This window comes from Fibrella aquatilis (assembly GCF_017353255.1).
Taxonomy (GTDB): Bacteria; Bacteroidota; Bacteroidia; order Cytophagales; family Spirosomataceae; genus Fibrella; species Fibrella aquatilis.
Genome location: NZ_JAFMYU010000006.1, coordinates 123,779 through 144,126, shown reverse-complemented (window position 1 = coordinate 144,126; position 20,348 = coordinate 123,779). Strand labels below are relative to the sequence as shown.

The 20,348-nt window shown below is 55.6% G+C and carries 17 protein-coding genes; 6 read left to right on the top strand and 11 right to left on the bottom strand.

Annotation, left to right across the window (positions count from 1 at the left end; all coding sequences use genetic code 11):
- Positions 1–137 precede the first annotated feature (137 nt).
- Both J2I48_RS09915 and J2I48_RS09910 read left to right on the top strand, forming a co-directional pair.
- Positions 138–2,738 carry a DUF5686 and carboxypeptidase-like regulatory domain-containing protein gene (locus J2I48_RS09915; RefSeq protein WP_207335277.1) on the top strand — a complete coding sequence of 867 codons (2,601 nt, stop codon included), beginning with the start codon at positions 138–140 and terminating at the stop codon, positions 2,736–2,738.
- Positions 2,739–2,838: 100 nt separating this feature from the next.
- Entirely contained in the window at positions 2,839–3,414 is a 576-nt protein-coding gene (locus tag J2I48_RS09910; protein ID WP_207335276.1) for a Maf family protein, read from the top strand.
- Positions 3,415–3,431: 17 nt separating this feature from the next.
- Here J2I48_RS09910 and J2I48_RS09905 read toward each other — a convergent pair whose 3' ends face one another.
- The 5 genes from J2I48_RS09905 to J2I48_RS09885 form a co-directional block, all read right to left on the bottom strand.
- Positions 3,432–4,241 carry a mechanosensitive ion channel family protein gene (locus J2I48_RS09905; protein WP_207335275.1) on the bottom strand — a complete coding sequence of 270 codons (810 nt, stop codon included), beginning with the start codon at positions 4,239–4,241 and terminating at the stop codon, positions 3,432–3,434.
- 45 nt (positions 4,242–4,286) lie between these two features.
- Positions 4,287–5,018 carry a LytR/AlgR family response regulator transcription factor gene (locus J2I48_RS09900; RefSeq protein WP_207335274.1) on the bottom strand — a complete coding sequence of 244 codons (732 nt, stop codon included), beginning with the start codon at positions 5,016–5,018 and terminating at the stop codon, positions 4,287–4,289.
- 120 nt (positions 5,019–5,138) lie between these two features.
- On the bottom strand, positions 5,139–6,239 hold the full coding sequence (locus tag J2I48_RS09895) for a histidine kinase (RefSeq protein ID WP_207335273.1): 1,101 nt from the start codon (positions 6,237–6,239) through the stop codon (positions 5,139–5,141).
- Positions 6,236–7,441 (bottom strand): sensor histidine kinase, encoded by a 1,206-nt coding sequence (locus J2I48_RS09890; RefSeq protein WP_207335272.1) that lies wholly within the window; start codon positions 7,439–7,441, stop codon positions 6,236–6,238. The genes J2I48_RS09895 and J2I48_RS09890 overlap by 4 nt, the downstream gene beginning before the upstream one ends.
- Positions 7,442–7,457: 16 nt before the next feature.
- Positions 7,458–7,643 carry a hypothetical protein gene (locus J2I48_RS09885; protein ID WP_207335271.1) on the bottom strand — a complete coding sequence of 62 codons (186 nt, stop codon included), beginning with the start codon at positions 7,641–7,643 and terminating at the stop codon, positions 7,458–7,460.
- A 152-nt stretch (positions 7,644–7,795) separates the two neighbouring features.
- Between J2I48_RS09885 and J2I48_RS09880 the strand changes: the two genes are divergently transcribed.
- Entirely contained in the window at positions 7,796–8,296 is a 501-nt protein-coding gene (locus J2I48_RS09880; RefSeq protein ID WP_207335270.1) for a DUF5946 family protein, read from the top strand.
- Positions 8,297–8,306: 10 nt separating this feature from the next.
- Here the strand turns inward: J2I48_RS09880 and J2I48_RS09875 are convergent, their stop codons facing one another.
- Both J2I48_RS09875 and J2I48_RS09870 read right to left on the bottom strand, forming a co-directional pair.
- Positions 8,307–10,043, bottom strand: a complete 1,737-nt coding sequence (locus J2I48_RS09875; RefSeq protein WP_207335269.1) for a hypothetical protein — start codon at positions 10,041–10,043, stop codon at positions 8,307–8,309.
- The gene (locus J2I48_RS09870; RefSeq protein WP_207335268.1) at positions 10,033–10,635 is read right to left on the bottom strand and encodes an RNA polymerase sigma factor; all 603 of its coding nucleotides are present in this window, start codon (positions 10,633–10,635) and stop codon (positions 10,033–10,035) included. The genes J2I48_RS09875 and J2I48_RS09870 overlap by 11 nt, the downstream gene beginning before the upstream one ends.
- A 366-nt stretch (positions 10,636–11,001) precedes the next feature.
- Here J2I48_RS09870 and J2I48_RS09865 point away from each other — a divergent pair, with 366 nt between their 5' ends.
- Positions 11,002–11,613 carry a hypothetical protein gene (locus tag J2I48_RS09865; RefSeq protein ID WP_207335267.1) on the top strand — a complete coding sequence of 204 codons (612 nt, stop codon included), beginning with the start codon at positions 11,002–11,004 and terminating at the stop codon, positions 11,611–11,613.
- A 61-nt stretch (positions 11,614–11,674) separates the two neighbouring features.
- On the top strand, positions 11,675–12,322 hold the full coding sequence (locus J2I48_RS09860) for a PepSY-like domain-containing protein (protein WP_207335266.1): 648 nt from the start codon (positions 11,675–11,677) through the stop codon (positions 12,320–12,322).
- A gap of 72 nt (positions 12,323–12,394) precedes the next feature.
- On the opposite strand, the gene J2I48_RS09855 is transcribed toward J2I48_RS09860, so the two are convergent.
- The 3 genes from J2I48_RS09855 to J2I48_RS09845 all read right to left on the bottom strand — a co-directional run bounded on the left by J2I48_RS09855 (position 12,395) and on the right by J2I48_RS09845 (position 18,452).
- A complete protein-coding gene (locus J2I48_RS09855) occupies positions 12,395–14,059 on the bottom strand; it encodes a peptidase dimerization domain-containing protein (RefSeq protein WP_207335265.1) in 1,665 nt (554 codons plus the stop codon).
- Positions 14,060–14,106: 47 nt separating this feature from the next.
- Positions 14,107–14,946: a M23 family metallopeptidase gene (locus J2I48_RS09850; protein ID WP_207335264.1), complete on the bottom strand. Its 840-nt coding sequence runs from the start codon at positions 14,944–14,946 to the stop codon at positions 14,107–14,109.
- A gap of 98 nt (positions 14,947–15,044) precedes the next feature.
- Positions 15,045–18,452, bottom strand: coding sequence for a SprB repeat-containing protein (locus tag J2I48_RS09845; protein ID WP_207335263.1), 3,408 nt, complete (start codon positions 18,450–18,452; stop codon positions 15,045–15,047).
- A gap of 320 nt (positions 18,453–18,772) precedes the next feature.
- Between J2I48_RS09845 and J2I48_RS09840 the strand changes: the two genes are divergently transcribed.
- Positions 18,773–20,005 (top strand): DUF418 domain-containing protein, encoded by a 1,233-nt coding sequence (locus J2I48_RS09840; RefSeq protein ID WP_207335262.1) that lies wholly within the window; start codon positions 18,773–18,775, stop codon positions 20,003–20,005.
- Positions 20,006–20,090: 85 nt separating this feature from the next.
- On the opposite strand, the gene J2I48_RS09835 is transcribed toward J2I48_RS09840, so the two are convergent.
- On the bottom strand, positions 20,091–20,273 hold the full coding sequence (locus tag J2I48_RS09835; protein ID WP_207335261.1) for a hypothetical protein: 183 nt from the start codon (positions 20,271–20,273) through the stop codon (positions 20,091–20,093).
- Positions 20,274–20,348 lie beyond the last annotated feature (75 nt).

Below are 20,348 nucleotides of genomic sequence, written 5' to 3'. Positions count from 1 at the left end.
GGTGAAATGGCCGTTCGTGATCTATCAATTCTGTCGACTATTTAACCGTTTCAGGAGTGATTATTGCTGTTTCACACATTTGCACTAATCTGCCCCGCGTTCCACACCGTATATTTGCGTAAGCGTTTTTGCAACACATGCACTTCCTCTCCATAGCACGATTCGGCGCATTTGCCCTTGTCTTTTGGTTGCTTACTCAACTGACCTACGCACAGTCGCCTACCTATGTGGTCAGCGGCACGGTGGTCGACGCCCGCACAGGCGAAGGGATTCCCTTTTCCAGCGTCGCGCTTGTGGGCCGGAGCGTGGGGGTGACCTCCGATGAAAACGGTGTCTTTACGCTGAAGACCACCCGCCTCACCGACTCACTATATGTTAGCTCGATGGGGTTTGGTATCAAGCGGTTTGCTCTCAACAAAACTAAATTGAATCAGGTGCTCCTGCTAAAACTGCCCCCCGCCGGGCGCGTCTTGCAGGAAGTAGTCGTGCGGGCTGGCGAAAATCCCGCCTGGGGCATTCTTCGCAACGTGCGGAAGAACATCGACAAAAACGACCGCCGCCGTATACGGGCATATGAGTACGATAGCTACTCAAAAACGGCCGTTTCGCTCACCCATATTTCCGATAAGCTGCGGTCTAACCCGCTGATTAAGAAAGTGATGGCGGCGATGGATAAGAAAGATTCCGTCACCGATGACCTGGGTCGAAAAATGATGCCCCTCATGATGACCGAGTCAGTGAGCCGTTATTTCTACCGCGAGTCGCCGGAACGGAAGCACGAAGACATCGTGAAAACGCGCCTGAAAGGCATGGATATTGTTGAGCCGGAGATCCTTTCGCAGTTTGTGGGGGGCAACGCGCTGAGCTACAATTTCTACCAGAACTACCTGCGCGTATTGGGCAAAGATTTCGCCTCGCCGGTGGGTGCCGACTGGAAAGGATGGTATTCGATGTACCTGGCCGACACCACTAGGATCGGCGATTTTGTGTGCTACGAAATCCAGTTCGATCCTAAAAACAAGCAGGATCTGGTGTTTACGGGCAAGATGTTTATTGACACCACCACCTTTGCGCTTACCATGATTGAGGCAAAAGTAGGTGCCGAAGCTAACCTCAACTACGTGCGGCGGATGGAGATCGAGCAGGAGTTAGAGCCGGCGCTCGATTCGTTGGGTAATAAGATTGGCTGGATGCCCGTCCTGATGCGTACTACTGCCGAGGTGTATGGTGTAGGAAAAAATTCGGTGGGAGCGCTGCTTCAGCAAACTACCCGCAATAGCGGTTTTCTACTCAACCAGCCTAAGCCCCTCAGCTACTACGACCGTACCGTATCTGTTGCCGACACCGCCAAGTCGAACACGATGGCGCTGGAGGAACTGGACGGCGACGAAAAAGAGGCTGCCCTGGCCGACGAAGCCTACTGGGCCAATGCCCGAAAAAAACTTGGTGGCATGGATTCGCTCAGCACAAGCGACCGCAAAGCGCAGGGGTTGATTGACACCCTCCGCGCGGTACCCATTGTACGAACCACCGAAATCCTGACGCGCATTGCCACCACGGGCTGGTACCGGCGCGGCCCTATAGACTGGGGCCCGTATCCCTACGCCATTGCCGTTAATAACATTGAAGGGCTGCGGCTTCGGGCGGGCTTCCGTACCAATGGCAATTTCAGTCGGTCTATGGTGTTCCGGGCCTACACGGCTTATGGCACCGGCGATGCCCGCTTCAAGGGTGGGGCCGAACTGGACTTTATCCTCTCGCGCCGCAAATGGACCATCATGGGCGCACGGGCATCATATGACCTGGACCGGCTTGGATTCACCCCCGAACTGATTAATGGCAACAAGATCTTCCAGGCATTTAGCCGGTTTGGGAAGTACCAGGGCGGTTTTTATAATAATCAGCAGGAAATTTATGTACGGACCGAGCCGCTGAAAGGCGTGATGCTGACGGCTACCCTCGGTGACCGGACGTTTGTGCCTACTTTCCCGTTCCACTATCGTGTGAACCCCGAACTGGACGACAACTCGCCTACGCGGCCCGACTTTACGGATTCATACTGGTCGGTAGAAGCGCGGCTGGCCCGGCAGGAAACGTATGTCATGGACGGCAACGAGCGTATCCCGGTAGCTACCAAGCGTACGCCCGTGTTGTGGATCAAATACCAGCGGGGGCAACGCATTTTGGGTGGTGATTTCATCTACCACCGGTTTTCGTTTCGGGCGTTCCAGACCCTCAAATTTGGTAAGATGGGTCGGTCCTCGTATGTGCTTCAGGCGGGGTATATTCCGTCGCGGTTGCCGGCGCCACTGCTGTTTCCACATACGGGCAACCCCACGTTTTTCTTCGCGCCCAACACTTTCAACCGGATGCAATTCTACGAATTTGTGTCCGACCGATTCGTGACGCTCCACTGGCAGCATAATTTCGATGGTGTGATCTTTAACCGGATCCCACTCATCAAGAAATTGAACTGGCGTCTGTGGGCTAACGCCGACGTGCTGTGGGGAAGCCGTCAGGCACGAAGCCGTCAGGTAGATTCATCACGTCCGGTACCCAGCGGTCAGCCCTCTACGGTATTTGGCGTGCTGAATCCTGAGATTCCCTACATGGAAGCAGGCTATGGTATTAGCAACATCTTCAAATTCCTGCGCATTCAGGCTGTGCACCGGCTCAACTACCTCACCCCCGGCACCGACCGGTTCATCATCAAGGGCGCCGTAGAGTTTAGTTTCTAGAATTAGAGGCAAGAGCTAAGAAGCCAGAGGCAAGAAGGTACTGAGCTACTAGGATCTTGTCTCTTGCTTCTTAGCTCTTGTTTCTCTTTAGTTCCAATTCATGTTTCCCCTTAGATACCCCCTTATACTGGCATCGGGTTCACCCCGGCGGCGGCAGTTGCTGACCGATATGGGCGTGGCGTTCACCATCGAGACGCGCCCCACCGACGAGGCCTTCCCTGCTAATATGCCCGCCGACGACGTGGCCGATTTTCTGGCCCGCGAAAAGGCTGCTCAGTTTGCTGCTGACTTGGGCCAGCGGCTGGTGCTCTGCGCCGACACGGTTGTGATTTTGGACAATCAGATTTTGAACAAACCCGCTGATGCTGCTGAAGCCCATCAGATGCTGCGCCGGTTGTCGGGCCGGGCGCATCGGGTGCGTACGGGCGTGTGCCTGCTCTCGCCCGAAGGCCAAATCTCGTTCACCGATGAAGCTACCGTACAATTCACCCACCTGACCGACGAAGAAATCGACTACTACATCCGCGTGTGCCAGCCCTTCGACAAGGCTGGGGCGTACGGGGCGCAGGATTTCATTGGGTTGGTGGGCGTAACGCGCCTGGAAGGCTCATTCTACACCGTCATGGGCCTACCCACTCACCGGGTCTACGCGGCGTTGAAGGGGTTTGAGCAATAGAGTTCAAGGTCTAAGGTCTAAACTTTAAACTTCACTCCCTCCTGATCAAACGCCCGTTTCACGGCTTTGATGACTTCGCTTTGGGCGGCGAGGGGGTCTGTTTGGACGGGGTTGATCCAGCAACTGAGGGTGAACTGAACCTGGGTGTCGGCGAAATTGCGAAAATTTAGGTCCACGGGGTGGTGGGGAAGCACAAACGGTAACTGCCGCACGGCAGCCTGCGCGGCCAGTTGCGCCTTGGCCAGGTCATCGGTATACGACACCCCCGCCCCCACATCGATGCGGCGCTGTCCTGTACGCGAGAAGTTGATGATGGGCTTCTGAAAAACGTCTTTGCTGGGAATCTCGACGGTTTGCCCCTGGCCATTGTCGAGCACAATAGACCGCAGTTTCACGTCGAGTACGCGACCCTGAAAACCGTTTGTCTCTACTATGTCGCCCACCTGAATGGGCCGGGCCAGGGCAATAACGATGCCTGATATGAAGTTAGCGGTAAGGTCCTGAAACGCAAAGCCAATGGCCAGGGCAATCACGCCCGCCCCCGCCAGCAGCGAGGTAACCGTTTTTTCGAGGCCAACCACGCCCAGCGCCGCAAAAATGCCCACGGCCACCACCGCCGTTCGGACAATGGCACCCGTCAGATTAATCAGTGACTGATTGTTGCTGACGCGGTTTAGTCCCGCCGCTACCCACCGCTTTACCCACCGCGAAAGGATAGTGAAAAATAGCAGCAACAAAACGGCCACTACCAGCCGGGGCACCAGCCGCAGCCCCTGCCGCCCCCAGTCGAGCAGTTCGTTATAAACTACCATATCAGTATGCAGCATTGCTTTGTTCCAAAACGACACTGCATAGTGAACACTGCATACTGTTCACTGTTTAAACCGTGCCAGGAGTTCGTCGCGGTAGCCGGGGCTGAGGGGAATGGGAAGCTTATCGCCAACGAGCACCTGGTGGCGCTCAATTTTGTCGATGTGCTTCAGGTTCACGATATACGACTTATGCACCCGCATGAAATGGCTGGCGGGAAGTTGCGAAAGGCCTTCGGCGATGGTCATGCGTGTGACCACTTTTTTATCGCCCTCATAGAACATCAGGTAGTTTCCTTCCGATTCGACAAACAGCAGTTCGGCCAGATCGATGCGTACGTAGTCGTAGCCATCTTTCACAAACAACGTAGTCTGGGGAATTTTGCGTGTGTCAGGTGCCTGGCCTGCCGCCTGCCGGGTTTCGGCATCATAGCGGTCGTTGGCGCGGTTGGCCGCCTGCAAAAACCGACCGAAATCAATGGGTTTCACCAAGTAGTCAACGGCGTTTAGTTCAAAGCCTTTTACGGCATGTTCAGCGTAGGCGGTGGTGAAAATAAACATGGTTTGCCGCTTCGACTCACCCGGTGGTAGCAGCCTCGCTACGTCGAGGCCGGTGATATCGGGCATGTTGATGTCAGTAAACACTAGATCTACGGGGTTGTCGCGGAGGTAGGCCAGAGCTTCTACGGCGTTGACAAAGGTTTGTTTCAGATCCAGAAACGGCACTTTGTTGGCGTGAAATCGGACCACGTCCAGCGCAATGGGTTCATCGTCGATGGCAATACAGGTCAGCATAATTCAGTTTATGTTAAACCTATAAGGTCTCTAAGACCTTATAGGTTTCGTTTGTACATCCATTCTGTTCGTCTAAATGCCACGAGCTGGTAGTGATTTAGATTTATAAGTGGTTAAATACTAGCTAGTTAAGTCAATATGAAGCTCGGCTGTAGCGACCCTGTTTACGACTTGCTGGTTCAGCGTGTGCTGGTCTGGGTACAGGAATCTGAGGCGTTGGCGGACGTTCTCAATGGCTTCGCTGTCGGGGTTTGGGCTGTTGGCAGGGTAGGTTAGCTGAAGATGCAACCGTTGCTGCCGTACGCTTAGGGTGCCCGTGACGGTTGTATCGCCAGCCTGTTGCAGGGCGTGGTCTATGAGAGGCGTAAGCAACAGCGGCGGCAGCAGGGCGGGTTGTTCGTCCCAGTCATAGCTGAACGAAACAGTCTGTTCGCGGGCCAGTAGCTGCCGGTGAAACTGCACGTATTCATCCACAAACCGAAGCTCATCGGCCACGTCGACCCGCTGCGTCTGTGTCTGTTCCAACTGGTAGCGAATCAGCCGCGAGAGTTGCTGCACACCGTCGGGGGTTCGGTGGCCACCCTCAGTGAGGGCGGTGCCGAAAATGTTATTCAGCGAATTGAACAGAAAATGGGGGTTTACCTGTGCCTTCAGCGCGGTTAGTTCGGCCTGGGTTCCGGTCTCGGTGAGGGCTCGCCGCGTTTTGTTAATGTCGCGAAAATAGGCCCAAATGCCGTAGAGCATAAACCAGGCCAGCAGCCACCAGGCAATCGTGGCGTTTACCCCATTGGGGCCGGTAGTCAGCGTGATGGCGTTGGCCAGAGCACCTGCCATGATCGTAAAGGCAAACAGCCCATAGCCTGCGCGACTGAGCCAGTTGCCCCTAAACACAAACCGCTTAAGCATATAGCGGTAGTTGATGACGGCCAGACTCCAGGCCAGCCCCAGCCACGGAAAAGCCTGTTCGGGCGCATACACGAACCGAACCACAATATAGGCCAGGGTGTAGCCAAACTTATAGCCGCTCGATTTCAGTCGGTTCTGGGTGTATTGGTCCATCTTAGGTGTCGACTCCAGGTACGCGTTGATGTACCGTTCGCCATCGCCCAGCCAGTAGCCAATCAGCGATACCCCCAGGATAACAAATACGCCATATCTATGCCAAAACTGCCTGACAGACAGTGGAATGCGTTCTTGAAGGGTGCGTAGTTGACGGATCATAGCTGAATATTGAGCACAACGGTATAGATATTGTCGGCTTCGCCGATGGTTAATCGGTGCTTTTTTGGGTAAGCCAGGTACAGCCGTTTTCGCACGTTGGCAAGGCCCAGCCCGGTGCCTTTTTCCAGCTCAGTACGGGGCAGAATGCTGTTTTCCGACCGAAACGTGAGCACCCCATCGGCTACGTGCAACTGGATGCTAACAGCGCAAGGCTGCTGCATACTGATACCATACTTAAAGGCATTTTCGATCAACGGATTCAGTAACAGGGGCACCACAAAGGCGGCCTTACCATCCCAGCGCACGTCGGTGCTGATCTGAATGGTGTCGCGGTGGGGGAGGCGCAGTTTCTGCAACCGGAGGTAGTCGCGGATGAACTCGATCTCGCGCGAGATGTCCGTCTGTTGCTTTCGCGATTCTTCCAGCACATACTGCATAATACCCGCCAGTTGTGCCAGACTCTGCTCGGTGCGGGGTAGGTTCTCGCTCTGCGCCGATGCCTGTAGCTGTCGGAGTGCGTTAAAGATAAAAGGCGGGTTTACCTGCGCCGTAAGGGCCGACAGCTCGGCTTCGCGGGTGGCCTGCGCCAGGGCGTTGTCTTCGCCCTGGCGCACCCAGAGGTGCATAATAAGCAGTTGCCCCACCCAAAAACACATGGTAAACGTGGGTAGGGCTGCATCGAAGCCTGCCTTACTCGTGGTTGGGCTGATGTAGAGCGTGGTACTGGCCAGGGCAAACCAGATGAACCAGATAAAGAAAGCGGAGACAAAAAAGATCAGCCAGTTGTTTGACTGGTTGTCGAAGAGCGTTTTACGAGCAAAATGCCAGTAGATGTAGTAGCCAATGCCGGTTAGAAGAAGGCAAAACGGTAGCAGTACGGTGCCAACTAATTTCCACCAGAGTGCCACGTCTTTCATACCCGGTGCGGGTTCGCCACGTCCTCTGGCGTTCCACCCACGCATGAAATCGTCGGTGAACGTTGTTGCGCCAACCTGACCGGCGGCTTTGTGCGAAACGTGGAAAGCGTTAACCCATTCAGTAAGTGGAGCCATCGAGATCGACAGCAAAAGCCACAAAACACCGCCTGCAATCAGCACGAGTGGCCAGCGTTTTTGCCAGAACTGCCAAAGCTGGTTCACAGGACCAATTTTAGTCGGCTCACCCACGCTGGGGGGGGCTGGTGGAGTGGCTGAAGAAGTCATCAGATGAGAGCGAATATTAAGGCAGAAACAGGGTCCGCATCACGTTGGTCACAATGAGCGCATCGGATGATAGGGTGCGGGCGGCCCTGACAAACGCCTGTTTGTTGGTGCCAAGATTACGCCGGATCGTATTCACCGAAAAGGCAGACCCCAGAAAAAGAATGATCCAGAAAGTCGTTTTGAACGTTGATTTACGGTGCATAAACGGTGTGCGTTAGCGTCTGTGGTTGCTTGATGAATCAAACCTACGCACACCGTCAACCCACGCAAAGTACTTGGGATGAGTACCCCAAACTTTGGGAGGAACCGGGCAGACTTTGGGATTAACTTGCCAGAGCAAACCACTCGCACGTCATGCAACAACCAACCGAGATATGCCCTGGATGTGGCGTTCAGCTAGAGCACACGGCACTCCACGCACCTCCGCCACGATACGCCGCATCGGGTAGCTGCTGGCTGGTTTTCGGGGAATTGAGCTATTATACGCTCTCGCTGAACGATCCCTATTTTATTCATCAACTAACCATTGATGCCTACGGCGCGCAGCATTCGGGGCAGCAAACCAAACCCATCACCACCGTCTTTGCGCTGGTAGGCTTGCAGTTGGCCATTGAAAAAAGGTACACCGGGCGGCAGGTGCAGCAGGCGCATATAGCCCTGGCCCGTCAGCAGAAAGATTGGCCCACCCTCATAATGCCCGACCAAACGGGGGCTATCACCATGCAGGATGTATGGCAGGCCGAGGCAGGCCAGCACCGCAACAGGCGTATTCACGACTGGACGGAATCGGTCTGGCAACGCTGGGCACCATCGGCCGACTGGGTGCGGGACTGTGTAAATCGGTACGGGTTGTAGTAAGCAAGGTCTAGAACTGGTAATAAACCCGTGCCCTTAGCCCTACTGAGGCCGTGTTCAGACTGGGTTCGGCCAGGGCGATGGGCATGGCGGCAAACGGACTCAATTGGCCCACAAAATGCCCCCACTGCTTTTCGGCGCTGAACCCTAGTGCCCAACTGCTGTACCAACCCATAGGACGGCTCACGCTCAGGCGCTGCGGCGCATCGTCGTCGTTGCGGGGTGGGCGTAGGAATGGCCGTTCATAGTCGAAGTGGATTGTCTCAGATGGGTCAAGGCTGATGTTAAGCCCCAGAAACGGGGCCACCTGTATCTGCTTGCCTACAGCCAGTCTGTAGGCCACCTGTAGCGGAATCATCAGCGCCCGCCCCGACCGGCTGATGTCGATAACGGCGCGTGGGCTGCCTGGCGTGGGTTGGAAAGGCCCGTCGCTGGGGTACTGATTACGGAAATTGCGCCGGGTTTTTTCGGCAAACTGCGCTTCCGTTTTGAAAGCGTCGCCCTGCCAGTAGGCTTGTCCGATGCCTGCGCTGAGTGCCCAACGGCCCACAACCACCTCGGTATTTACACCCAAGCCCGACTGTGCCGTGCTCACCTCACCACCCAGGCCCAGCCGCCACTGTATGGTCGGGGGCGTTGGGCGGTTTTCTGGTGCCGCTACTGCTACGGAGGCATACGGAGACCGGTAGCGTACCCGTCGCAGCCGGTTCGCCCAGTTTGTTGCGAGCGCTTCCCTGTCCAGGCTGATTCCCAGCGGGTTCAATGGCTGGATCACCTGCTGAACAGCCTGCGGCACAGGTACAGCCAACGGCTCCACGCCCGACGAAGCCGTCTGCACTGGTTCGTCGGAGGTGGTTTGTACCAGGGCTGCTGGGGTAGCCGCTGAAGCTGCTTTAGTCGTTAACGGAGTGTAGCGCGTGTTGTCATAGGCAGGCGTAGTGGAAGCGATGTTGGGTTGACGCGTTGATTGATTGACTGAACCAGTTACCGGCTCCGGCCCGAAACGACGGCCACGGGCCAGGCGTGTAGCGGCAGAAGGAACGGTGGCATCATTCGTCTTGGGCACCGGGTCGGGACTAGCTGCGCGGCCGATAGTAGGTACGTCTATGGCTGAACTAGCCGAGGCTGGCGCGGCCATACCTGCATTATTGTCAGGAAGTGTAGTTCTGTCTGTTGCCGGGCGTGGTTGTGTATACCGAAGCCCAGGTCGTTGCGCCAATTGCACCGACGATGGTGTAACGCCCCGGCCATCGGTGGGGCGTGCGGTTATAGTGGGCTGCAACTCATCGTCTGGTTGTACTGCCCCTGTGCGCTCAGGTTGCACCAACCGCTGGGCCAACCGGGGCGGCTCTGTTTGGTACGTCAGCACCGACGCACCAGTACGGTCTTGCTGTTGCACTACATAGACCGTGTCGGGCCGGGCGTTGGTTTGGCTCAACTGCATCACCGACTGTTGCAGCGAGGTCTGCGCCCGTTCTAGCCGTTCAATGCTTTGGGTGAGTGTCTGCACATGCTGATTAAGCGTTTTGTTGGCTTGGTATTGCCACACGGAGGCCACCACCAGCCCCGTCACGGTGGCGGCGCTGAGGGCGGGTTGCCACCATTGGCGGGGACTTTGCCAAACCGAAGGTGGAAAGCCCGCCTGGTGCATGTATTGCTGAAACTGCGCCCATTTTTTCTCCTGAAACGGGGGCGAAACGCTATCCAGCTTGCGGCGGATGGCGTCGCTAAATTCGTCAGTTTTCATAGTAGCGGGAGGTGTGTTTCGTTGAAAAAGCAGTAGTGACTAATTCCTGTAGCCTGATGCGCGCTCGTAAAAAGTGAGACCGGATAGTGGCCTCGTTGGCATTGAGCGAATCGGCCACTTCGCGCAGTGAGTACCCATCAACCACGTGCATCACAAACACGGTGCGCTGCACGGGGGGCAACTGCTGCACCAGCGCCAGAATATCGTCGGCAGAAATCTGATCAACAACGTTGTCGGCAACGGGGACATCCGGCACTGTGCCTGTCAGGTTCGACTGATTAGTGACGGTGTCGAGCTTGTGGTATTTGCGGTGGTAGCTAATGGCCGTGTTGACCACAATCGTACGCAGCCAGGCCTTAAATGGCAGGGTGGTGTCGTAAGAACCTAGGTGCTGAAACACTTTCAGAAAGCTCTCGTTCAGTACGTCGTCGGCTTCGTCGGCGTTAGCCATATAGCGCATACAAACGCTTTTGGCGTAGCTGTAAAACTGCCTGAATAACGTTCGCTGGGCTTGCGGATCGTTGTCCTGACAGGCCTCGATGACGCTGAGCAGGTCACTGTCGGTAAAGGAAGATCGTCGGCGGAAGAACAAGCTGCTGAGGCGTTTAAAACGTTGACTGAACCATTGCTATAGAATACGTTCCGTCAGGGTATGTTGTTGCAGCAGGGGGAAGGGAATGAAGAATGAAGAATGAAAAATGCAGAATGTAAAATGGCCTCGCGCTTGCAGCCCTTCGACAGGCTCAGGGTGACAGGAGACTAAAATCAACTTACCCGAACTGCATTAGGTGGGCTGTCACCCTGAGCCTGTCGAAGGGCTGCAAGCGCGAAGCCATTTTACATTCTGCATTTTTCATTCTTCATTCTTCATTCCCTTCCCTACCCCCCACGCAACGGTTAGTTTAAGGAGTGCGTATTGGATGGTATTGAGAGTAATATAAACCATGAGACACTGCGTATGATATCTATTTTACTACTTGGTGGTCGGCAGGCCAGCGGGCCGGGCCTGGCGGCGGAGAACAGCTACATCGCGCAGCTGACCCGTCGGTTCAGGGCAGACGGGCTTCAGCCAACTGTGCACACCTTTTATCCCATCGACCTGAAAGAGGCAGGTAACTGGCTCAAGCTCCAGCCCCTGGCCCTGTATGACCTGGTGGTGCTCCAACCCGATTTTGGCTCGCTGTCGTCGGGCATACTTCGGCAGCAGCTCTCCATCCTGCTGGGGCACGTGCACATGGTGCGGCACCGTACGGTATTAATTACGCCATTGCCGCAACGCACCCGCAAAAGGCTGCGTACTAAACGGCGTGCAATCTGTCTTGGCGTAGCCCGAAGATGGGTAATTCCCTGCCTCGATACCTCAGCAGTCCTACAGGCTGGCGACGAGTTTTTTCAGGTCGGTACTGACGAAAATCTTAGCGCCGTGGCCCACGAGTTGCTTGCCAGTGAACTACATGATGCCTATTACAACCTACTGATGGCTGACGGGCAGCCGTCAGCAGACGATTTACCCAGTGAAGCACCCGCCTGGCGCCGTTATTTTTATTCATACATGACAACACGACGCTAAGTATTTTTACGTTGATTCTGCAAAGTACACTTTCATTACCACGATAAATTTCCTACATCTCATGTTCCAAAAACTCTTACTTGGTGCAGCCCTGCTGGCAACGGTAGCCGCCTGTACCCAACAAAACGCCACTACGCCCACCCCACAACAGGACGAGGAGTCGGTAGCGGTCATTAACTCGCTGGCTCGCCTGGGCAACCCCAACAACGCCACCGCCATTACGGGCAAGCCCTGTAGCGAGACGGTTATCGCTAAAGACAAGGTGCCAGCCGCCGCGCTGGCGTATGTAGCCAAGACCTACCCAACGGCCGTTTTTGTGCAGGCTGAACAGGGCACCGACCGCGATGGTAAAACGTTCTACGAAATTCTGTTTACAATTGACGGCAAAAATCGCCAGCTCCACTTCGACGCCGCCGGTGCCGTGCTGGTTGGGCCGGGCAACGGACCCAAAGGTGGTGGCGGCTTCGGCGACCACGGCCCCAAAGGCACCCCGCCCCTGAAAACCGAAATCACCGCCGACAAACTGCCAAAGCCCATCACCGATTACATGACGGCCAACTACAAAGGCTACACGCTGGTGAAAGCCGAGGTAGTGACCGATGCCACCAACGGCGCTGTCCTCTTCTTCGATGTGCGCTTTACTCTCAATAGTAAGACCTCAGAACTGCACTTCGACATCAACGGCAATCTGAAGCCACCCCACAAGTGAGGCTTCCTGCTTTGGCACAAAAAAGGCCCACTGCATGTGCAGTGGGCCTTTTTTGTGCTGTACTGGCTAGATTTACTTCCCTTTACTCTCGGCGTCTTTCTTCTGGTCGTCGCGCAGGGTTGGGTATTTGATGCCGAGCTGCTCCAGGTAGGTTTTGTACTTCGACGGGTCGTAATAGAAGGGGGTCAGCTTGGGTTTAAAATCTGTCATGATCTTCTGATTGAGATACACTGCCGGAAACTCTTTAGGCGAAATCAGGGGCGTGTATTTCAGGTCTTTGGTCTGCTCGTTTACGTAATAATCCCTCGCTCTGGCAATCAGATCGGGCTTCATCAGCAGGTCGAGCAGGGTCATGGCCTCGGCTTTAGCACCGGCCACAATGCCTTTGTGGGCAATGGGCGTGGCCATGGAGATGGCGTTGCTCCAGTGGTGGCCGGGCAGGTCGGGAATATTGCTGGGGTAGCGCAGCACAATCGTCGGCACCGACCAGGCAATGTCGGCAATGTCGTCTGAGCCACCGGTGAGGGGCACAAACGTCTGGCCACCCATCATCATGGTGGGGGCGGTGTTGGCGGGCAGGCCCAGGCTGTCGAGCTTCACGGCCAGGCCTTCAACCTTGCGGGCGGCCATCTCTTTCTGGGTGGCTTTGGCCAGCAGCTGATCCTCTGCCGACCAGGTGGGTAGGCCCACGCGCTTGATGTTTTCGTGCATGGCCTCGGCAATGGGCTTGTTGAAATGTCCTGGCCACGCCGACCCCAGTACGTCGTAGGTAAACTTGGTATCGGTCATCAGGGCGGCCCCTTCGGCTATTTTCAGGCCCGTTTCAAACAGCTTCCTAATCTTGGGGTAGCTCCGTTCGCGGAAATAATACCAGACCGCCGCTTTGGAAGGCACCACGTTGGGCTGATCGCCGCCATCAGAGATCACGTAGTGCGACCGCTGGGTCAGTTCGAGGTGTTCGCGCCGGAAATTCCAGCCAATGTTCATCAGCTCTACGGCATCCAGCGCGCTCCGACCCCGCCACGGTGCGCCTGCTGCGTGTGCCGCCGACCCTTCAAAATTAAACCGCACCGAGACCAGGCCGTTGTTGCCCGCGTCGCCGTAAGAGGTCACGAGGTTGTCGCCCACGTGGGTGAAAATGCAGGCGTCTACATTCTTGAAATAGCCGTCGCGGATGTAGAACGCTTTGGCCCCAACCAGCTCTTCGGCCACGCCCGGCCACAGCATCAGCGTACCCGGAATCTTGTCGCGCTCCATGATTTTCTTTACCGTCAGGGCCGCCACAATATTGAGCGCCTGCCCCGAATTGTGGCCTTCGCCGTGGCCGGGTGCACCCTCTACAATGGGGTCTTTGTAGGCTACGCCAGGCTTCTGACTGGCCTTGGGGATGCAGTCGATGTCGGACCCGATGGCAATCACGGGTTTGCCAGTACCCCAGGTGGCGATCCAGGCCGTTGGCATACCCGAAATGTTTTTCTGGATCGTGAAGCCTTCTTTCTCCAGCAGCGTAGTGAGGTAGGTAAATGTTTCCTGCTCCTGAAAACCCAGTTCCGAGAAACTAAAGAGCATGTCGTTGATTTGCTGTGCCTGATCTTTGCGGGCTTCCACCCCGGCCATGGCCTCGGTTTTTAGCTTATCGAGGGGTGACTGGGCAGCTTGTTTTTTGGCTTTCTGCGCCAGCAATGCACTCGACGTGAGGCAGGCAAACAGCAACAAAAGGGTAGTGGCTTTTCTCATAATCTGGTTGTGGTTGACCCAACCAAGATAGGTGAAAAGTGCAGATATCATTTCACTTCGGGCATATCTGACGGGTCTACCAGTACGTAGCCAGGGTTGATTTTTTCGCCATGCCAGCGTATGCCGAAGTGCAGGTGTGGGCCGGTAGTGCGACCGGTATCACCCACCTCGCCAATTTTTTGGCCCTTAGTCACCGTCTGATTTTGCTTTACATCGATGGCTTTCAGGTGAAAATATTCCGTAAGCAGGCCGTTACCGTGGTCAATATAGACCGAGTTGCCGCTGAAAAAATGGTTGGCCGCCAACACCACCCGGCCATTGCCTACGCTCAAAACGGCCTTGCCCGCCGCCAGTGGGTAATCGGTGCCGGTATGCCGGTCGGCCCCCTGCCCATTAAACGTGCGGCAGTTGCCAAACCCCTGACCAGCGGGCAATGCCGCTGCCGGTTTGCCAACGGGCAGATCGAAAACAGCGGGCTTTTCGTCGTTTTTAACCAGCAAAATAGGGTTGAGCACGTCCATCTCGCGGCGGTGCCGGGCCAGGTTTTGGGGCGATACGTTGATATAGGCCAGCTTTTTGAAGTTCTTGATGTCCTCTGTTTTACACGGCTTTTCGCTTACCGTCAGCTTGGCCGATTCCAGCTTTCCACCCGTGGTGCGGCGCGAAATGGTGAACGTGCCCGGCTTCTTTTCCATATCGATGGGGTAGTAGCAGGTGCCGTTTACGGGGTCCCAGGCGCGGTCGGCCATGCTGCATCGTTTGCAGTTGCCGGGCCAGCGCACCACCATGCCCTGTGTGGCGGTTACGGAGCGTGGCGATTGATTTTCCTGAGCTTCGGCAAGCAAGCCTGACGTAAGTAATGCCCAAATAAGTAGGAACTGGCGCATAGAAAAAGGGTGAGTTGAGTAGGTAGGCCTTATAGCCCCGCGTTACTCAACTCACCCCCAGCCAGATAGTTTCTTAAGCTTAGCTACCGAGCCATCGCTTATTTGAATGATACCTTTTCGGTAAATGTGCCATTCAGCGACTGCATCCGTAATATGCCCACCTGCAAGGCGCTTTCTTTGTGTACGTACAGCCAGATACGGTTGTCGACATGGTCCAGCACCGACGTAACCACGTTACGGCCGGCCAGATCTGTGAAGCTGAAACGCGGTTCGGCGGCATCGGTAATGACCAGTACGCGGCCGTCGGTATCGGCGGGGTTGACTACTACAAACGTCTTGTTATCAGCCGAATAGCGCACCGAGACAAGCTTCGATAATTGCGACTGCCCATCGCGGTCAACGGTCCGAAGCTGGTAGTAGCCAATGCCCAGTATGGGGTTAGTGTCGATCCAGCCGTATGTATTCAGGCTGTTTATACCACCTGTGGCCGTGATGCGGGCAACAGACTCAAACGAACGGGCGTTGGTGCTGCGTAACAGTTCAAAATGTGACGCGTTGACTTCCTGAGTGGTGGCCCAGCTAAGTGCTACCGTTTTCTCGACCTGTTTTCCCGTAAAGCGCACCAGCGTAACGGGTAGGGCAGCACTGCATTGGATGGACACTGTGACGTTGGCCTGGCAACCGTCTTTCGTGACAATGAGGTTGTAGGTTCCGTTTTGGGCCGTCGAGGTATAGGCGAAGGTGGTGGTGATGGCCGTGCCCGATGTCATGTAACTAACGGGTCCCGTCCAGGCATAAACGGTGCCGTCGCCCGCGTCGGCTGCAACTAGTTCAATCATGGCATCGGCCGAACTGGTGCCGGTGCAGCCGCCGCTGGCCCCGGCTACGGGTATGGCGTTGAAGCTCACGTTAGCAGCGGCAGTACAGCCGTTCAGGTCACGGGCTGTAAGGGTATAGGTGCCGGGGTTAATGCCGTTGTAGGCTTTGGTGGCGTTGGTGCCATTGCTGGCAAAATCGCCTTCGCCCAACCTAAATTCCCAGGGCGACGACCCACCCGACACCGTGGCGTTGATCTGTCCCTGCCCCGCCAGTATACACGACGCGTTGCCCGACGCCAGCAGGCTCATGTTCACCTGCGACCCCACCGTGATGTTGCCCGTGGCCACGCAGCCTTTGGCATCGGTAGCCGCCACCGTGTAGTTGCCCGCGCTCAGCCCGGTAAACTCACTCGCCTCCTGACCGGCACCGCCGTTGATGGCAAACTGAAAACCTGGCGAACCTCCTGTGGTGGCTACCAGTACCCGCCCGTTGCCTGGAGCGTTGCAGGGTGGTATGGTGCTGATTGTCAGTGTGGCAGTTGGGTTCACGTTGGCGAATACCGGAAGGCGGTCACTCTCGCAGCCGTTCTGGGTCTGGCTTACGTAATAAGCCGAGGTTCCTGCCGAAGCTGTCGAAACCGTTTGTGAACCTGTTCCCGTCCCGCCTGTTGCCGACGTATACCAGAGTAGTCCCGTGCCGGTGGCCGTAAGGGTGGCCGTTCCTGGCGCCTGACAGAAGTTCTGCGGGTTGGCCCCTACTGTGGGCGGTGCAGGTTTGGCGTTGATCGTCACAGCCGTGGTGTTGGTGCAGCCCCGTGAGTCGCGTACGCCCAGGGTATAGCTGCCCGCGCTCAGGCCCGAAAAGGTGCTACCCGATTGGTAACTGCCACCGTTGAGCTGGTACTCGTAGGCAGGGGTGCCGTTGCTGGCCGTCAAGTTGACCACACCCTGCCCGGTGGGGGTACAGGCGCTATAGGAGGTCACTGTCAGAGACAGGGCCTGTACGTTGGGCACTGTGGCCGTCGCCGACAGCACACAGCCATTAGCATCCTGCAAACTGATGGTATGTACGCCCGGCGTGATGAGGTTGAACGTAGCCGTAGCCTGATACGCGCCGCCGTCGATGGCAAACTGGTAGCCGGGGGTGCCACCACCTGCTTCGGCCGAAACCAGGCCGTTGTTGCCCGATAGGTTGCAGTTAGTGCCTGTTTTTAGCGAAAGGGCCAGCGGGTTGGGTGCCGCAATGACTACGCTGGCGGTTGAGGTACAGCCTTTAGCGTCAGCGGCTACCACCGAATAGGTTCCCGCAGCCAGGTTGTTGAAGGCTCCCGAACTGACAGGTGCCCCGCCGTTGAGCGCATACGTATAGCTCGGCGTGCCGCCCGATACCGATGCCAGCAATGACCCCGCCGACCCCGTCGTACAGCCTACCGTGGAGGCACTCAATGCCAGCGTAGGTTTCGGGTTGATCGTCACGTTGAGCGTTGACCGGGCACCTTCGCAGCCATTCACCGTCTGGCTCATGTAGTAGACCGTGGTGCCCACCGCGCTGGCCGAAGGCGTAGGTGCCGAGCCGCTGCCTGACCCACCCGTGGCTACCGTATACCACAGTAATCCGCTGCCCGTTGCCGATAGTTGGCTGGTGCTGGCATTGAGGCAGTAGCTTACCTGACTCACCGTAGGCGCTGCTGGCAAGGGGTTGACTACCAGTGAAATAACGTTCGAGGCGATCCGGCATTTGGTGTTGGCCATGTTGCCTGATTCTGCCGCCAGCAAGCGAAAATAACGGGTACCTGCCGCCGTGGGCGTGTTGGTGAGCGACGATGACGTGGCGCCAACGATGTCGGTAAACGTAACATTGTCGGTGCTTTGCTGCCACTGGTATGATGGCGACGTATAGCCCGCCGTAATAGTCGATGTCAGGTTGGCCGATTGCCCCAGGCAGATTGGCGAGTGACTTGCCCCCGCATTGCCCGATGCTGTGAGCGAAGGACCGCAGGGACGGAACTGAATGTCATCCAGCGCCAGGTCGTTGCCACAACCGCCGGGGGCATTGTTGATCAGTTTCAGCACCACCGACGATGTCCCCGCCGGGGTTGTGAAGAAGGTGGCGTACCGGCTCCAGACAGGTGTGCTGTTACCGACCCCCGTAGTGGGCACGTTGCCCGTCGACACGCTCTGAATCAGGTTGCCGGTGGTGGTTTCAATGCGAAACGTGAGGTTGGGAAAACGGCTGGCATTGCTGGTGCAGGCCGTAGACTTAAGCAGGTTAATGATCCAGGCCGAAAACTCGTAGGTGGTGCCGCCGCAAAGGCCCGTGATCGTTTGGTTATAAAACTGACCGGCCGTATACGATGCGTTGATAACCATCATATAGCCGTTGCCGTCGCCGGTATGATCGGAGGTAAGCGCGTGCCAACTGTTGCTGAAACAGCCTGCCGTAGATGAAGCAGGCGTGGTATACGTACTATTCCGAAGCGTGTAGTAGCCGTCGCCGGGACAGCCGTTGTTCACATACGTATAATTTGTCAGGCTGGAAATGGCAGGTCCAGGGTTGCTGCCGTTGCCAAACGTCTGGTTCAGAATTGGGTCGCCCAGTGTACCATTACAGGCCTGAGCAAAACAGGTGTAGTGGACAAAGGTCAATAACGTGCTGATTACGAGCAGCGTAAGTTGTCTCCTGCGCAAGGAGATGTTAAGTAAAGTAGAATGCATATTTACGGTGGTCACCTACCTGGAGCCAAGCAGGAAGTTGGAAAGCGGTTAGACGCAAGAATGTAAAAAATAGCACCTTAGGAGGTATTAATATATGAGCAATTTTTCTGCCAGACAATTTTTTACTTAGTGAATAGGTGTAGGTTGAAGCAGTTTTAATATATGATATGTCAGTTCGTAAACTGGCTAATACTGCTTTTGTCAGCCATAGCGCCCTTTTATAAAAATGTAGTAGCCTATCTAGTACCTGGTGATTTGTATTGCCTTTATTACATACCCTTCCTGCAACAGTTATGGAGCCGCAATCAGTTATTACCCCTACAAACGATGGCGTTAAAGACGCACGTATTCAGGTAGTAGATGCCCTACGGGGCTTTGCGCTGTTGGGCATCCTCATCGCCCACCTATCGGTTTGGTTCGACGGTGGACCGTTACCCTCGTCGGTCTATCAGGTAAATGGGCAGGGGGTGGCCAACATGATTGTGCAGACCATTGTGGGAATTTTCGTAAGCGGAAAATTCTACACCTTCTTTTCGTTTCTCTTTGGCCTCAGCTTTGCCCTTATGCTCACCCGCTCTACTGACTCGCCGGGCGCATTCCTACGGCGTTTTGCCTGGCGGCTTATCATTTTAGGGGCTATTGGGTTCATACACCACCTTCACTGGCGGGGCGACATCCTCAGCATCTATGCCATACTGGGTTTCCCCATGCTGCTATTCCGAAACGCGCCTACCCGGCTGGTGCTGGTGGTAGCGCTGCTGCTGATACTCAACGTGCCTGCCAGAGTGCGTGAGGTATATCAGACGTATGTGGTAACGCCGCCTAGTAAAGCCCAGCGTGAGGCAGCGCAGAAGGCCGACGAAAAACTGGTAACCGCTAACTACGCGATCATTAAACACGGCTCATATGCCCAGATGATTGGGGTTAATCTGCGGGAATTTAAGACAAAAATGGCCTTTCAATTCGACAGTGGCCGGATTTACATCACGCTCGGTTTCTTCTTGCTTGGCCTGTACGCGGGTCGCAAACGGTTGTTCCAGCACCTGACCGACCACCGGGCATTTTTTAGAAGATTAACCCGCTATACTGGGTTCACGGTGCTGGGCATCATTGCGTTGTTTGCCTCTGCCATTGCCATTATTGGGCAAAACAGTCAGCCACCCAAGGTTATCGAATTAATCTTTTCGGTATTGTTCGACCTGGGCAACAGTGCGCTTACTCTGTTTTACATAGCGGGTCTGACGCTACTGTTTCAGCGCACCAGCTGGCAGCGTATCATAGCGCCATTGGCGGCAGTGGGTAAGATGGCCCTGACCAACTACGTGGGCCAATCTGTTATTGGTACGCTAATTTTTTACGGCTACGGCCTTGGCCTGATTGGCGAGATGGGTGCTGCTATGGCTATACTATTGGTCATTCCCATCTTCCTGGTGCAGGTCTTGTTCAGTCGGTTCTGGCTATCCCGTTTTCAATACGGCCCCCTCGAATGGCTGTGGCGGTCAGCTACTTACCTGCGGTGGCAGTAGAGTAGATGATGGATACGGGACATTGGATGTTGGATATCGAGTAGGTACAGTATCCAACATCCAATGTCCCGTATCCGGTGCCCCCTTACGCCGTATCGCCGGTAGTGCGGATCAGGCTGATGCCCGTAAAAAAGAAAATGCCTCCCAGCACGAGGTAGACAATTGAGGCCTGCGCCACGCCGCCACTCATTAAGTCTTTACCGCCCATAATAAGGCCCACAAGCCCCAAAAGCGTGAGGATTACGCCGAAAACACGTTTGATATTCATACGTTGAGTGCGTTCTGTGAATGTTAACAGGAACAATGCTCACAACCTCATCAATCTGTTTGTGTTTAAAATTCA

What these genes read in the sequence shown, in the direction of transcription:
- J2I48_RS09915 (WP_207335277.1), top strand. Translation starts at nt 138, where the DNA reads ATGCACTTCCTCTCCATAGCACGATTCGGCGCATTTGCCCTTGTCTTT.
- J2I48_RS09910 (WP_207335276.1), top strand. Translation starts at nt 2,839, where the DNA reads ATGTTTCCCCTTAGATACCCCCTTATACTGGCATCGGGTTCACCCCGG.
- J2I48_RS09905 (WP_207335275.1), bottom strand. Translation starts at nt 4,241, where the DNA reads ATGCTGCATACTGATATGGTAGTTTATAACGAACTGCTCGACTGGGGG.
- J2I48_RS09900 (WP_207335274.1), bottom strand. Translation starts at nt 5,018, where the DNA reads ATGCTGACCTGTATTGCCATCGACGATGAACCCATTGCGCTGGACGTG.
- J2I48_RS09895 (WP_207335273.1), bottom strand. Translation starts at nt 6,239, where the DNA reads ATGATCCGTCAACTACGCACCCTTCAAGAACGCATTCCACTGTCTGTC.
- J2I48_RS09890 (WP_207335272.1), bottom strand. Translation starts at nt 7,441, where the DNA reads ATGACTTCTTCAGCCACTCCACCAGCCCCCCCCAGCGTGGGTGAGCCG.
- J2I48_RS09885 (WP_207335271.1), bottom strand. Translation starts at nt 7,643, where the DNA reads ATGCACCGTAAATCAACGTTCAAAACGACTTTCTGGATCATTCTTTTT.
- J2I48_RS09880 (WP_207335270.1), top strand. Translation starts at nt 7,796, where the DNA reads ATGCAACAACCAACCGAGATATGCCCTGGATGTGGCGTTCAGCTAGAG.
- J2I48_RS09875 (WP_207335269.1), bottom strand. Translation starts at nt 10,043, where the DNA reads ATGAAAACTGACGAATTTAGCGACGCCATCCGCCGCAAGCTGGATAGC.
- J2I48_RS09865 (WP_207335267.1), top strand. Translation starts at nt 11,002, where the DNA reads ATGATATCTATTTTACTACTTGGTGGTCGGCAGGCCAGCGGGCCGGGC.
- J2I48_RS09860 (WP_207335266.1), top strand. Translation starts at nt 11,675, where the DNA reads ATGTTCCAAAAACTCTTACTTGGTGCAGCCCTGCTGGCAACGGTAGCC.
- J2I48_RS09855 (WP_207335265.1), bottom strand. Translation starts at nt 14,059, where the DNA reads ATGAGAAAAGCCACTACCCTTTTGTTGCTGTTTGCCTGCCTCACGTCG.
- J2I48_RS09850 (WP_207335264.1), bottom strand. Translation starts at nt 14,946, where the DNA reads ATGCGCCAGTTCCTACTTATTTGGGCATTACTTACGTCAGGCTTGCTT.
- J2I48_RS09840 (WP_207335262.1), top strand. Translation starts at nt 18,773, where the DNA reads ATGGAGCCGCAATCAGTTATTACCCCTACAAACGATGGCGTTAAAGAC.
- J2I48_RS09835 (WP_207335261.1), bottom strand. Translation starts at nt 20,273, where the DNA reads ATGAATATCAAACGTGTTTTCGGCGTAATCCTCACGCTTTTGGGGCTT.